7 protein-coding genes and 1 pseudogene are annotated in these 15299 nt (G+C 49.8%); 2 read left to right on the top strand and 6 right to left on the bottom strand.

Translation table 11 applies throughout. The features are described 5' to 3' along the window. Positions 1 to 44: 44 nt before the first annotated feature. The 4 genes from JNJ77_07340 to rarD form a co-directional block, all read right to left on the bottom strand. On the bottom strand, positions 45 to 3236 hold the full coding sequence (locus JNJ77_07340) for a hypothetical protein (protein ID MBL8822384.1): 3192 nt from the start codon (positions 3234 to 3236) through the stop codon (positions 45 to 47). 86 nt (positions 3237 to 3322) lie between these two features. Beyond that, positions 3323 to 3826, bottom strand: a complete 504-nt coding sequence (locus JNJ77_07335) for a pilus assembly protein (protein ID MBL8822383.1) — start codon at positions 3824 to 3826, stop codon at positions 3323 to 3325. A gap of 9 nt (positions 3827 to 3835) precedes the next feature. Continuing rightward, entirely contained in the window at positions 3836 to 4423 is a 588-nt protein-coding gene (locus JNJ77_07330; protein MBL8822382.1) for a pilus assembly protein, read from the bottom strand. A 186-nt stretch (positions 4424 to 4609) separates the two neighbouring features. Continuing rightward, a complete protein-coding gene (rarD, locus tag JNJ77_07325; protein ID MBL8822381.1) occupies positions 4610 to 5515 on the bottom strand; it encodes an EamA family transporter RarD in 906 nt (301 codons plus the stop codon). Positions 5516 to 5781: 266 nt separating this feature from the next. Here rarD and JNJ77_07320 point away from each other — a divergent pair, with 266 nt between their 5' ends. Both JNJ77_07320 and JNJ77_07315 read left to right on the top strand, forming a co-directional pair. Next, entirely contained in the window at positions 5782 to 11658 is a 5877-nt protein-coding gene (locus JNJ77_07320; GenBank protein MBL8822380.1) for a hypothetical protein, read from the top strand. Between the two features lie 38 nt (positions 11659 to 11696). Continuing rightward, positions 11697 to 12246 (top strand): annotated as a pseudogene (locus tag JNJ77_07315) (formaldehyde-activating enzyme). A 64-nt stretch (positions 12247 to 12310) separates the two neighbouring features. Here JNJ77_07315 and JNJ77_07310 read toward each other — a convergent pair. Further along, positions 12311 to 12829, bottom strand: coding sequence for a hypothetical protein (locus tag JNJ77_07310; protein MBL8822379.1), 519 nt, complete (start codon positions 12827 to 12829; stop codon positions 12311 to 12313). A 159-nt stretch (positions 12830 to 12988) separates the two neighbouring features. Continuing rightward, a complete protein-coding gene (locus JNJ77_07305) occupies positions 12989 to 15295 on the bottom strand; it encodes a M48 family metalloprotease (GenBank protein ID MBL8822378.1) in 2307 nt (768 codons plus the stop codon). Between the last annotated feature and the right edge of the window lie 4 nt (positions 15296 to 15299).

Genomic DNA, 15299 nt, shown 5'->3' with positions numbered 1-15299 from the left:
TGTTTACCATCCTCTTAACCTTAGCATGTTTTTCAGCCAGAAGTCTAGCGGATGATCGTTACTGTAACGGCATCCTGCATACTTCGGCTGAAAGCCTGACGCAGCGCTTCGATACGATCTGCATAGTTTGGCTGATTGATAATCTTGTACGACTCGAGTGCCGTGGAAGGCGTTGGCTGGGTGCCTCCCTTGTACTGAGCGTACTGCAACAAATCGAGAGCCTTGTTACGAGCCGCTACGGTCGCTGAATCGGTATAAGCCGGATCGAACAAGCTGCCGAAAGCGATACAGTGGATCGTAACAGGCTTGGTATTGGTAGCAAAGCCGGGCACGGCATCGGTGGTTTTGCTGGTGATGATGTCACACATGGTTTTGGTTTGTGTAACTGCATCATCCACAGGGCCGTACACGCCATCCGGGTATTCGGGTGAACCACCTGAATCACGCCAACGCACTTTAAAATAGGATCGGTGCTGGTTGCGCACCAGATGTGAAGAATCCGTCTCAGTTCCAAGCAGGAATGAAGTAGCTGATGAGACGCCATCGGTTTCATAGATGATGAGCCGTTGAGCGCCGTTTCGTCCATTACCACCCGCTTCATAATCAGGCGCAGGGACCGGATTGTAATTCTTCATGGTGGTTTCGCCACTGAACTGGTTATAGGCCAATGCAAATGCCATGGGACTACACGTTCCACGAATTGCTCGTGGAATCGTATTCATCCCCGCAGCATCGAATGGGTGAATTTCAGTGTAGGGAGTTGAATTAATCACTTTTCGCGGGAACCAGATCGAATTCACCATACGCTTGTAGTTGTTGTTAAACAACGGCGAAAGCGGCGAAAGCACCTGATTGAAGTATCCCGGCTGAGTTGTCGAACTGCCACCTGAAGGTCCATTGTTGTAAGCTGGCACACTGAAGCCCACTACGGCAAGGTAGTCATTTGGATGATTGTTGCGCACATCGCCGATCACCGTTTGGACACCTACTTTCAGCTGCCACATCGGTGCCTGATGTGCGGTGCCTGGAAGCCAGAATCGAGAACCTGTCTGGCCAGCTGTATTAGTATAGCTGTTGAAGTTATAATTCTCGATGAAATCAAGCATGGTCAGCGGACCAAACCAATACCTGGTTTTAGGTCGCATAGGACTGTCACGATAGTTCATATATCGTGCGTCAGAACCAACCGGACGAACATTGATGACACACTGATTCGAGTTGTTTGCCATGGGGAATTGATTCGTACCAGTTGCTGCAGTCTCATCAATTCCAATATCCCAACCATAACCTGACTTTCGCATGGCCTGGTTGTTCCAGCTTCTCGTACCGCCACCTAGGAAGGGATGACCATTTGACGAATTATTCTCGTAAAATCCCAGAACGTAATCGATGTATTCTTTCCAGAATCGTTCGTTGCGTTGCGCCTGCGTCGTAGTGGGCATGTTGCCACGCGGACTGGTGATAGTATCCGGAATAGCATCGTAAAAGAGTATGCCACCCGCCCGCATGACACTCGGGAAGGGATTTGCTCCCGAATTGCCGTCCATGTTTTTCAACCAGTACAAAATAGCATCGTAGTTGATACGCATGCAATAGCGCCGTGTTCCTGCGCCTAGATAAGAAGAATTGTTATAGGCAATAAGCGATTGTGTAGTCGCACCACTCATGTTTTGAACATTATGTTCTCGTGTCGGATTAAACCGAACCACGGTATGAGGTGCTACAGGCGTGCCGATTCCTGTTGTCCCTGTGCCTAGAGTCTGAGGTGCTTGATAGTACGTTCCCGGTGAAGGGGTCGTATTCCAGTTGGTGCGTGCATACCAGAGTAAGGCATTATTTCGCAATGGCCTTGAAGTCACTGTTACACTCTGTAAAGCCATGTCAGTTCCACCAGGGGGAGGCGGAGGCGGTGGTGGAGGCGGCGGTGGAGGTGGCGGTGGTGGCGGTGGTGGCCCTGGAGGCGGAGGCGGTGGAGGAGGCGGAGGAGGTGGTGGCGGAGGAGGTGGTGGACCTGCCGGAGGCGGAGGTGGCGGTGGTGGAGGTGGTGGAGGAGGCGGGGGTGGAGCTGCCACTTCTCCTGCATCATCTTCGATGAAAAATCGCTGTCTCCAGTCTTTAGCATCATTGGATGCTGAAATATCGTTGGGGATCGTTGAACCACGAGGATCAGGTGGCCAGATGAAGAAAGTCTTGCCCCAATATCCGGGTCCTTCAATGTAACTCTTGAAATTAACACCATAACCTGCAGTACTTGAAGCAGGATCCATATTGTCAAAAGGTGCAGCCACTGTTGTGGATGTTGAACCAACCGCGCGGTTTACCACTTCATTGACATTGCGAGCAATGTAGAAGTTGTTGGAAGCATTGCGCAAGTAGGTTGCACCACCCGGAGTATCGTTTTTATTGAATGCCTTGGTGGTATTTCCAAACGGAGCAGCATCCTGATAAAAATCTTCAACGACTGGCGGATCTCCACCTGGGCCTTCCGCAAAGAGATTATTCACTCCGACAATTTCACCCGTAATGTGCTGAAACGGCGTAGTGCCCCGAAGCGGAAATCGAGTTGCATGGGAATAATGTCCCATGGTTGGATTTTCTGTGGTGCCTGACTGCGTATTGGTGCGGTCAATGGTGTTACTGGTATTCGCCAGTGGCGTAGCCATTAAGCTGTCGAAGGCCATGGAGTGGGAAAAGTCCACCACCATGACTATATCTCGTGGTCTGTGAATGGCTGTTGCAGTCGCCTGGGTATTCATCGAGGTATAGCCGAGGATGCGGGAAAAATAACTCGGCGCATTGTGAGTTACATCAGCCTTCACCAGAGTATTAGGAGGCAAGGGAGTGATGTTGATAGCAGGAGCACCAGGATCGGTGGAGGCCACAAAGCTTGCTGTTGCCTGGTTGTAGTAATAATGTCCTGGTGTGATGGAGACTTGGGTAGAAGGGTTGATAGCCTGTCCGAGGATGTAGTTGTTCCCGGCTGCTGCCTGCGAATTAGGCAGCACGTTGGCCAGGTTATAACCCGTTGAAGGGTCACCTGTCAAAGAGCGGGCCCCGGTAATTGCTGCAGCATCGGCTGCATTCTGACACTGGTTACGAGCCAGTGCTTTCATACTCAAATCAATCGCCAGGGCAACAAAGGTGAATATCACCACCAGTGTCAACGTGGCAAGAACGATAATGGCGCCTGGTCGCGTTCGCAAATTGCGATGCCAAAACTGATGTGATAGAGTCATGATGGTCCTGTCTTTCTCTGTCACTGGCTGCAAGGCGGTGCAGCCAATTGTTGCAATGTACCTATCTTCCAATTCAAAGACTGGTGCTAGTTTCCTTCACTGTACATGATGGAAAAGACGTTCACCGGAAACGAAGCGCCAATTCTGGCACTCGTCTGTTGATTTAATGCAATGCCACCGAAAAGAGTGTTGTAAGTCCCGGTCACCTGCACACAGATTCCCTGACCGAACTTGGCATTGTTAAACGGGGCATTGGCAATCACGGTTGGAATATCATTGGCATCCAGTGGTGTTTTGGTTACAGGATCCGCTTTGAATACCGCAACCACAGGTGAGCTTACCTGCACGTTGTAGAGTGCCATGTAATTATTGACGATGGCCGTGATCTCCGCAGTTGTACGATCATTCGTGCGTGCTGCAGCAACTCGTGCTGCTTCACGAACCGCATTTTCCAATTGATTGCGGGTCATCACATATCGGCCATATTCCAGAATGGCAAAGAGAAACAGCAAAACCAGTGGAAGCATAAACGCCATTTCAAGCGTATACCCACCTCGTCGTTTCCTGTATTTTAACTGTGCTAATCGCATGGATTCCCCTTATGGAATAGGTGCCCCGGGGATATTGGTATCCACCACAATGGGGATATCTTTCAGACTGTACCAGCGTGATGTAATGGAAATCATCCGGTTATTGGGAACAAAAAATTGTCCAGGCGACCACCGCACCATGCTGTAGGGATAGGTTACCGTTACCAGCAACACATCATTGCCATTATTGATATCCTGCACACTACTGGATACCGGGTCCTGTGCAGGCGTTGTGCCAGTGGGATAATCTGCAGTCAGACCTTTAGAAACATTTTGCACACGAACCGTGAAAACGGTTGCACCGCCTGAGTCAGTTAGAGGCAAACCTGAATTGCGAAGATAGTTCTCTACAGCCTTTTGAACTTCGTAGTCTGCATTGAAAGGCAGTTCAGGGTGATTCGTGCTGGAGGTTCTTTGCCCAGTAGAAGCCTGCCTGGAACCTTCTCTGGCTGCATTGGATACAATCTGATGCGTCTGCAATAGACGACCAACTTCCCAGACCCCAAACAGCGTGAAGATAAAAATAGGCAGCAGAAGAACTGCAGTTTCAACTACTGCAACTCCAGCGCGGTGTTTATTTTGTGATGGACGACGCATGAGAAACCTCCTGCATCAACAACCGTGTCTGGTACGAAGAGACCATCCCTGCCTCTGGAAACAATCCACACTACTATAGGTTACCAATTCGAGCATGCAAATGCGTGATAGAATTTTCGTCAAAATCAACATTTCTGATGTTATTCTACCAAAATAATTCTGTCCATTTTAGCTAATCGTCCCATATTATTCGCCTTTGCTCAATTTTTTAATCCTCTTTTTACCCGTTTGTGCAAGTACTAGATCAAAAGAATAGATCAACAAGCCAACCCAGACAACTGCGAAAGCCATTGCCTGCATGGTGTTCATAGGTTCATGAAAATAGAAAACCGCAACCAGAAACTGCATACTTGGCGATAGGTATTGCAAAAAACCAAGCGTGGATAAAGGCAAGAGTCGTGCTGCCTGTCCAAAGCAGAAAAGTGGAATGACGGTTGCTGGTCCAGAGAGAATCAAAAGCCAATGTTCGTGTCGACTTGAGGTTTGCCACGCTGTTCCCTGCATGAACAGATAAAGAACTGCGATGGGAGCCAGTATCCATGTTTCAATAGTCACACCGGTTAACGTGTCGACAGGTTGCAGTTTTCTCATCAAACCATACGAACTGAAAGTAGCTGCCAGGCTGAGTGCGATCCATGGGAAGGAATCAGCCAGGCTGGCCATAAGGAGCATACCTACAACTCCACATCCAAGTGCAATGCCCTGCCAGAACCGGATTTTTTCATTGAGCAATATAACACCCAAGGCAACATTCACCAGTGGGGTTATAAAGTAGCCCAGCGAACAATGCACCACCCGCTTGGTTTCCACGCCGTAGATGTAAACAAACCAGTTGAGTGCGATTAGCACTGAACTCAACAGGAGTGTCAGGAGCATTCGTGGTCTTCGGAATACACTGATTACGGTTCCCCATTGAGAATTCATCATGACGAGGATACATATGAGGAACAGGGCTGACCAGACAACGCGATGTGCAAGTATTTCGTACGATTTGGTAATGTCCGTGAGCATTCGGAAGTAGATGGGGATAACTCCCCATAGTCCATATGCTGTCAATCCAAATAACATTCCCTGTTTGAGGGTCTTTTCCATTTGGCTCTTTATAGATCAGGCATTACGAACTTCATCAGTGCGCCAGACTCATAACATCGAACAAGCGTTCTGTGAAAGAACTCAATTTGAGTCGTTGTTTCGGTTTATGCAAGTTGTAGCGAATTTAACTACGCGCCGAATGCTATCTCCAGATCTGTTAAAATAGACAAGATGGGCAATATGTTTTGTCAATATTCATAACCTATGTTAGATTGTCGCCTGCTGAATACTTCTTGCTTATTACATCAACCACTGACAGGTGTTCCATGTCCTTTCTCCGTCGTTGCTTTTCCCGCTGGCTACGTCGCAATTCCGGCACAGTATCTAACGTCTTCAGGGCAAATCGCACAACACACAATCATAAACTCTCATTCGAATATCTGGAAGACCGACTGACACCTGCCAATACTCTGATTAGTGTCGATTTTTTTGGCAACCTGAACATCACCGACATTGGTACCGATAACGATGGCTCATCCAATCACGATACCCTGACCATCTGGTCAGATGATGCCAACAGCCGCTGGATTATTCAGGATCCAAACCTTATCCTCACTACTACCATACCGGGTGCTTCGGGCGACAATACGAACACGGTAACCGTTCCCTTTGGAGCAGCCACGGGAGTCAGTATTCTTGTCAATACTCTTGATGGCGAAGATACACTTACCGTGGATCGTTCACTGGGTTCCTTCACGAAATTCATCACCTTCAATGGCAACTCGCCGGAAACCAAACCAGGCGACAAGCTGATCATCACTGGTGGAGCAGCAGTAACCCAAGCATCGGTCGATTTTTTCAACCTCAGCGACGGCATCATCCTGCTAGATGGCGAACTGGTACAGTTCCAGGGCTTGGAACCCATCGACATCAGCGGACTCACCATTGCTGATCTGGTGTTCAACCTGCCAAGCACTGATGACAATGCCATCCTCGAAGATGAAGGCATAGCAGGCAACAATATCCTGCAATTGCGCAGCATGAACAACACATTTGAAACCACAGTCTTTCAGAATCCAACCAGTTCACTCACCATCAACCTGTTCGATGGCAACGATACCATGCAGTTCTCAAGTGTTGCGCCTGCACTTGATCTGACTGCGACCCTTCTGATTGACGGAAACGCTGATAACGACACCATCCTGCTCAATGGCCCTGTTAATCTAGTCAGCAACTCAGCAACCATGTTTGCTGAAACAGTCAATGTCAGCAGTGCCTTCCAGACTGCTGGCAATATCACCGTTAACGCTTCCGGCGTGATCACTGGAAGTGCAGGTGGTCTACTGCAGGGTTCCAATGTTAATCTGAATACTGGCACCAGTATTGGTACAGCAGTAAATCCGGTCAATATCAACGCAGGAACACTTAATGCGGTTTCAACTGGTGTTGGCAGCATTTTCCTGAATGAACTCGATTCCGTTACTGTCCAAAACATCAATGTGCCTGCTGGTGATGCAACTCTTGTTGCCCAAGGCACTGTTTTTCTCAACACGGTAACTGCTTCGGGTTTGATCAGTATTTCCTCAGTTAACGCTGCCATTGTTGACAATAATGATCCCCCTGCAGGTACCATTAATCTGGTTTCTGATCGCCTGCTTTTGCAAGCTGCGACCGGCATAGGTTCTTCAGGCGCCATTGGCAGCCTCGAAACCAATGTAAATTTCATCGAAGCTGCAACATTTACAGGCGGAATTTTTCTTTCTGATGCAGGCAGTTTTGATGTTGGCAATGTCGCACCGGGTGTGCTGGGAATCAGGAACACTGGGGCAACCGGGAATATCGAACTCAACGCAGTAGGCACGATTCAGGTTCTGAACTTTAGTGAAATCATCCAGGCGCCTGGGCAAGTCACCATCAATGTTGGCATCGATCTGATTACCAGCGGTGGCAATCCTGTCAGTTCCAGTGGTGCACCTTTTGAAGCAGCCATCGCCTCATCGAGCAGTGCCATCGTTCTAAATGCAGGTCGTGATCTCCGGTTTGGCTTCTCCAATGGCGATGCCAACCCATTCAACGACTATGGTGATGTCCGTGCTGCGAATAATGTCACGCTGAATGCAGGTCGCGACATCATCGTCGATGAGAATACCTATGTAGATGCCGGTGCTGGATTTGTTTCAGGTAATCTCATTGCTGCAGCAGGTCGCGATATCAGACTGATCCAGACCAATACCCGCGACAGCCGCATGGCCACCTTTGGCGGAACTATCACCATTACTACAGGCCCCGGTGGCGAATTTGAACTCAACACGGGCAACAATCCAGCCCCCGGTTTGTTTGGGGTTCGCACCGATCTGGTGAACCTGACCACTGCAGGCGGAGTTGGTGGCAACATTACGATCAATGCAGATGATGTCGAGATTGTTGATGTTCAGGATATTATCAATGCTGGCACTGCTCGCGTTACCTTTCAAACTGTTTCCGTTGGCCGTCCGATTGACCTCGGCACCAATGGCACAGGCAGCAATCTAGGGCTGACCGATTTTGAACTCGATCGCGTTGCAGCTGGTGTAGTTACTATCGGCAATGCAACCGCGGGTGCCATCACCATTACCGCAGCAGTTAGCCCAGCTCTGTTCAACACACTGCACCTGATCACCGCTGCTAATATCAGTTCAATGGCTCCAGGTACGCTAACAGTTGGACAGCTTGCGTTGGAAGCTCCTGGCGGTGTAACTCTCAATAACGCAAACACAGTAGGCACATTGGCCGGTACTACTACAGGAACACCATTAAGCTTTACTAACAGTACCTTGCTCACCATCGGCGTTGTCGATGGCATGAATGGCATATCAACGACTGGCGGTGCAGTTACCTTGACATCACCAGACCTGGCTGTAACCCAAGCGGTTAACAGTGGAGCAGGCAATATCAATCTGATTCCCACACCAGGCAATGCCGTCATAGGAATCGGAACTGCAGTAGGATCTCTGGGAGTTACTTACGGAATAAGTGACGCTGAATTTGCACTACTGAACTCTGCAGGTCTGATGACCATTGGTGATAGTTTTAACACTGGTGGCATGCAGATTAGTGGATCGGAATCGGTTGGATCAGCATCCCTTGCCGGCAAGAATATCTCGCTGGTGACTGGCCAGGATATTACGGTACTGGGAAGCATGACCGGTGCCAGTCAGTTAAATCTGTTTGCTGGCGTTAATCTGACAGTAACGGCATCTGGCATAATTGGCGCGAATGTTCTAACCATGGGTTTTGGGCTCAATGGCACAGGCGCCATCGGAACCATTACGGGCACTTTGCAATCCAACAGCCAGGTATTGATCAATAGCGGTGTTGGTGATGACATCCTGCTGTTCAATTTCACCAGCCCAACTGCTTTGCCGGTTGCAGGCGTGCAGGCCGTTGATTTTGGATTTAACAATGATCAACTCGATGGCCCTGATTTCAATCAGGTGTTCACTCTGACAGGAACTGATACAGGCACATTGGCAGCAGAAGGTGGCGTTTACCAGGGTGTCATCCAGTTCAGTGGTTATGAACATCTCTCCGGTGGCACTGCCAACGACCGCTTTGCATTCCTTCCAGCAGGCTTTGTTTCAGGCAATATTGATGGCATCGCTGGTGGCACCAATACGCTCGATTATTCCAACTATGGCTCTGCAGTCACCATTAATCTAAGCAACAGCACTGCGACGGCCATCGGTGGCAATTTCTTCAACATCAACAATTTCATTGGCTACTCTGCTCCGGGTACCTGCAGCACGCTGATTGGAGCTAATCTCAATAACGATTGGCAGATTACTGCCATCGATTCTGGAACGATCAATGCCCTGCCCTTTGCCGGTTTCGGTGATCTGGTGGGCGGCACTCTGATTGATGTTTTCACATTCCAAGCAGCGGGCCAACTGAACTGTGATATTGATGGTGCTGCGGGGACGAACACTATCATCAACATTGCCGTTGGACACACCTTCAGCATCACGGGTCCCAACAGCGGGGCCATCGATACACTCTTTATCGGCAGCGTGACTCCACTGCTGCCTGACCCCATTCCCTGTCCGATCAGTATTGTCACCCCGGCAGCGCCTGCCACACGGTTTACGAATATACAGAATCTGACTGGTGGCGCTGGCGATGACCGTTTCTGGTTCCTCACCCCCGGCACACTAACCGGTAGTATTGATGGCGGAACTGGCAGCAACACCATTTACGGTGACAATGCAGCTAGAACTTACACTATTACGGGTGGCGGTACAGGCACTATCAGTGTGCTGCTGACAGCAGGCTTCACCGGCATTCAGAACATCATTGGTGGAACAACCAACGATACATTCATCATCAATAGCATTGCCGCTGTGAACATGTCACTTGCAGGCGTGCAGGGCAATGATATTTTCACCATTAACAACACCGGCTCAGCGAATCTGACCGTGTGCGGCGGCGATGGTTCCGATGATATCATGGTCATCACCACAGGCACCGGCATCACAGACATCAGCGGGGATGATGACATCGACTTTCTTGCCATCCGCGCCAACAACGGCAACATCAATGCATCCATGGGTAGTGGAGCCGATGTGGTGCAGTTGCATTCACTGGCCATGACGGGTGGGCTCGTCGGATTGGTGGGCAATCTCGATAACATCCTTGCTCCTGTTGATGTCGATATGGGAAGTGGATCGGTTGATAGACTGCTGCTCTACGATGTCACCACGCCCACCCCTAACAACAATGTGATTATTACGAATGCTGCAGTAACGAATCTCGCACCTGCTGTCATCACCTACACTTCAGCAAATCTACCTGCAGACAGATTTACTCTCCTGGCCAATGGTGGAGCCGTCAATAACTGGCATGTAGTCTCTACACTTGGCAATCCGATTGATGTCAATCGGAACCGAACCATTGTCGTAGGTAATGTGGCAAATTCTGTGCTTACCGTGGGCAACGCAGCCCAGACGCTCGACGATATCAAGAGCCGTCTAGAAGTTAATTTTTTCGAAACCTTCCTTCAGGAGCAAGGGCAAACGACCGGGTACGATTACCTCATCAGGCGTAACTCTGTTACTGAGGTCACCCGTTATGGTGGTTTGAACATACCCATTGGTATCATCACCATTACACCCGACACTCATCCTTCCACTTCGGGCAATGTGATGCAACTTGACCTTGGTTCAGGTAACGACAATGTCGAACTGCAAGGCCACACGTTGCAAACTTCCATGACCATCAACGGCCATGATGGTGATGACCAGTTCCAGATCACTGCCACCAGCGCTAATTCCATCCCTGCCACCTCAACCTCTAACTTCAATGGCGGTGCAGGTCGCGATCGATTCTTTATTCAATCAACGGCTGGTGCCACGCCGGGCATTATCAACCTCAATGGCGAAGCAGGCGACGACCAGTTCAGCTTTATCAATGGCCGTCTCCTCGACAACGGCTTCATTAATGGTGGCGATGGTATCGATACGCTCGATTACAGCCAGCGTACCATCGCAGCCTTGGTAAATCTTCGCCCAACACCTATTCCCATCAACTCGCCACTAACGCCAGGTCAGCAGCGACCTAACACTCCAACGCCTGGACTACCGCCCGGCGTTCTCGGCATGCGAAACCAAACAGCTTCGGGACTGTTCAACGGCGCACTGACCTTGCCCGGGGCGGCTGGTCGCATTGCCATGGCGAACGCCAGCGAAAGCACCATTGAGAACATCGTCGGCAGTAGCCTGGCGGATGCCTTCTTTGGAGCGGGCGAGTTCAACCGCTTTGAAGGGCGACTTGGCAACGACTACCTCTTCGGCGGATTGGGCAGCGACATCCTCATTGGCAACGAAGGAGACGACAGTATCTTCGGCGAAGCTGGTGATGATACGATCTACGGAGCAGGCGGCCGTGATGCCATGTATGCCGGCACCGGTTTTGATCTGATCCTCATTGACAATTGCAATGATGTACGTCCTGGACTTCGCAGTGGTGATCGTGTCCTTGACCTGGGTGGACTTGGTGTCAATGGTGGACGCATTGACCTGATTCGCCGAGTACCACCTCTTACCGGCGCCATCAATGATCCACGCATCAACTACAGGAATAACCCCTTGATCGTGTTCCAGTATCAGGCTTTGTTGGCACTGCGTCCTACAAGTATTAGTCCATTAAGCCCAATCATAACCTGGTTATAACATCGTCAGTCTGAGAAATGGTTCATGAAAGGTACGACATGGCAAAACGAATTGTAATGCGAACAGCTGAGGCACTGGTAGAGGGCGATAAAGATTATCTCTGTGCAGAGCCTGAAATAATACTGGGAGCACTTGACGGCCACGTCGGTCAGGCCATTGCCACGCTGCTCGGCGACCAGACTAAAGGGCACACGAAGGTTTTCGCCATCCTCAACAGTGATGCTCAAGTGAAACCAGCTACCCTCATGGTCAGCAAAGTAACCGTGAAGGACAACCGCTATACGAATATCCTCATGGGAACGGTGCAGGCTGCCATCGCCAATGGTGTGCTGGATGCAGTCCGCAAGAAAGTGATACCCCAAAAAACTGGCGAATGAACTGGGTATTATTTACAGCGTGTGGCTTGATCCCTCGGTGTTGAGTGTTGACAAAGTCGATCATCTGGCACTTTTTGATGTGCATCGCGAAGCAACAGTAAAAGTCATCACCAAGGCAATGAAGAATGAACCTTCCATCGACTGGTTGCTTAAGAATCAGTCCAAGACTACTCATTACTTCCATCAGTTGGGACTGGATGGACAACTGTAACTGTCTGGTTTTCTGAATGAAATAAACCCTCTTGTCCTGTTGAATGAGACAAGAGGGTTTTTGATTACTTAGCTTGATTGGATGGGGTGGGGCTGGTTGCTGCCGGTGTTGGCTTAACGAGAGGCTCTGAATTGTAGTAATGAATCAGATTCATTATCAGCGAGATGATGCTGATGATCAGAAACGCTTTCACACAAAATGCCAGCACGCTGAACATCGCACGCAGATTGTTGAGAGCAATCATCAGAAAGCTGATATCCTTGCCTTTGGTTTGTGTAATGGCATGAAAGCCTAGTGATGCTGTAGTTGTCCATCGAGCCATCAACAGGAAGAACAGAAACTGCATGATCAGAAGCAGGCCGACAGCGAAGCTGTGCCAGTTGGTCAGGTTACCTGTCTTGAATGCCAGCATCAGGAAAAAGATAAAATTCATCAGGCAAAATGCACCTAGTGCAAAGATAGGGATGGAAACCCATTTCAGGGAATTCCCTAACTCACCGATCACTTCATTCTGTGCTGGAGTAAATTCGTAAGGCTCGTGGCCAATGATAGCACTAGACGCTTCATTTTTGTTCTGATCCATGTTGATTCTCCTGAGGATGAATGCTGATTAGACCATTGAATCAACTGATTTGCAACAAACTATTGTCGAGTGACTATCACCTGTCATTGTTACGTGTCTCCAATGCAAATATGATCAGTGCAAAATCGCACTGATCATTGAATGGAAATAGTCTCACGCTTAGCGGGTACCGTCAGGCTTCTTCATATTTTCCAGTGCCTTGCGCATTTCACGCAATTCTCGTTCCAGTTGCTCAATACGGTCATCGCGAGGATCACGATCTGCTCCGCGCCGGCCCGCACCATCGGAAATGTTATTGCGAGCTGTGACTCTTCCACCACCTGGACCACCAGTGCGATTGCCTTGTTCCCAGAGTTTGTTGTAATTAGCGGAAAATTCTTCCTGATCTACAATACCATCTTTATTGGTATCAGTCACTTCAAAGAAACGCTCTCGCATCCAGTCAGGCACATCTTCGCGACGGATTTTGCCCGTATTATGTCGATCAAAATTGCGGAAAAATGCATCAGGTGAACCCGAGCCTCTACTACCCAGCGACCCGAATCCTCGTAATCCACCAGCAATTGCTCCACCAGGTGCAGGTGGTAACGAACCACCTAAACCACCAGCTGCTCCGCCAATACCTCTACCTCGAGGTGTTGGTGGCATATCGTCACTGGAAGGGATTTCTCTTCCCGGCGGCACAGGGGCGGTTACTCCTCCAAAAGGACCACCAAATGGTTGAGGCTGGCGAGACAGGGTTCTGCTGCGCTGTCTGGCTACTTCCAGCGAGAGTTCGCCACGTTCCACTTCTACCAAGGCCAGTTCTAGTTCAATCTTAGCGTTATCCAGCTGATTCTGTTTCTCTCGCACTTCAGTTGATGAAATGGTTCCCTTTTCCTGCATTCTTCTAGCATGTTCAAGATCGGCTTCCCGCTGTCTGACTGCATTCTCAGTCTGTTTTACCTTAATGCGTCGGACTTTCAGGTCGAGTTCTGCCTGCTTGACAGCTGTTTCCAGCCCGGCTCGCATATCTTCATTCATCCCGAATCCACCTTGTCCGGGAAAGCCTGGCATGGAAGGTGCAGCTGGTGCGGCATGTGCCACGCCAGCGCGTGCCGGTGCTTGCACTGGTGCAGGCATGGTGGGCAAACCTGGTGTCCCGGGAGCAAATGGAGGAATAGCTGCAGCAGCGGGATCAGCCGGGCGAGTTACTCTCACCGGGTCTTTCCGCTCTGCCCGGTCATCCTGACGAGCCTCTGGTCTTCTTGCCTCTCTTCGGGGCAGCGGTGGGGGATCATCATCATCAGCCCAGCTGATTCCCCAAGGCAGTGCAACCACTGCAACTGCCATCAGGAAAAACCAGCCTCGTATTCCTACTTTGCGCTCAACATTAGCATGTAACATGTGAAGTCTCCGTTTCAGTAATGTGACTGGCCCCAGTCCGCTGCTGAGGGCGGGACAAGGACTGGCAGGTTCAGTCACAAAGGATAAACTGCGCACGAGAGCACTGGCATAATTCGTAACCCCGTCGGGTAACGTTGCCACCACTCCTGCGTCGCAACATTCTTCTTCAGACTGGCGCAATCGTCGACTGACCCACCAGACTGTTGGAAGCCACCAGTAGAGTGTCACAGCAACCAACTCCAGATAACGCCAGAGATGATCGCCACGACGATAATGGTTTAATTCATGAGCGAGAACTGTTTTCAACTCGCTTTCTGACATTGCTTCTACCAGACCACGAGGCAAAACAATCAAAGGCTGCTGCCAGCGTTGCCACAGCAATGGCCCTACTTTTCCCGATACCATAACAACTCTTGGGTTGGCTTTTATTCCCCATAGTGATGCCATGTGTCGTGCCATCTGCTGTATTGCATCAGGGGCAGGGGTGGCCAGTTGTAACAGATTTTCGAAGCGTATGACGCGGACCATCGTGAGTATCAATAGTAATGCAGATACGGCCAGCACCACGATCTGAGTCCAGAACAAGGCTCTTTCACCATGTTCATTCCACCATTGCGTTAAGCCCAGATATTGCGTTTGGTTTTCTCTTATAGGCTGTATTTCTACCGTCTTGTCGATGGTGGCGACAACAGGCAACGGTTCCGTGATGGCTGGCAACTGGTCAGAATATGCCATTTCCAATGCACTATCTTCCTGAGTCATAGCCGTATCATCAAACTCAAACCAGTATGCAGGCAACGCTGTGGAAGTATCAGCAGATGGTGCAGGGGTTGATGTGGGAGGTATAGCCGATTCTGTCAGAACAGGTGCTTTCAGAATATTTGACGATGTGACTTGTTGTGGAGCACTCAATGAAACATGATACACGGGCGGAGTGAGCAGCTTGATAAGCACCAGTAGCCAACAGGCATGACTGAGTGCGGGTCGTCGCGGGAAGCATTTCGTGATCACCATAGCCAACAGAGCAAGCAGCGAGGCTGTGATGGCATTGCTGATGAGCCATTCAAACAGGATAGTCATACAC

It is taken from the genome of Planctomycetia bacterium (assembly GCA_016795155.1).
Lineage (GTDB): Bacteria > Planctomycetota > Planctomycetia > Gemmatales > HRBIN36 > JAEUIE01.
The sequence above is the reverse complement of the archived record's forward strand: the minus strand, read 5'-3'. Positions and strand labels throughout refer to the sequence as shown.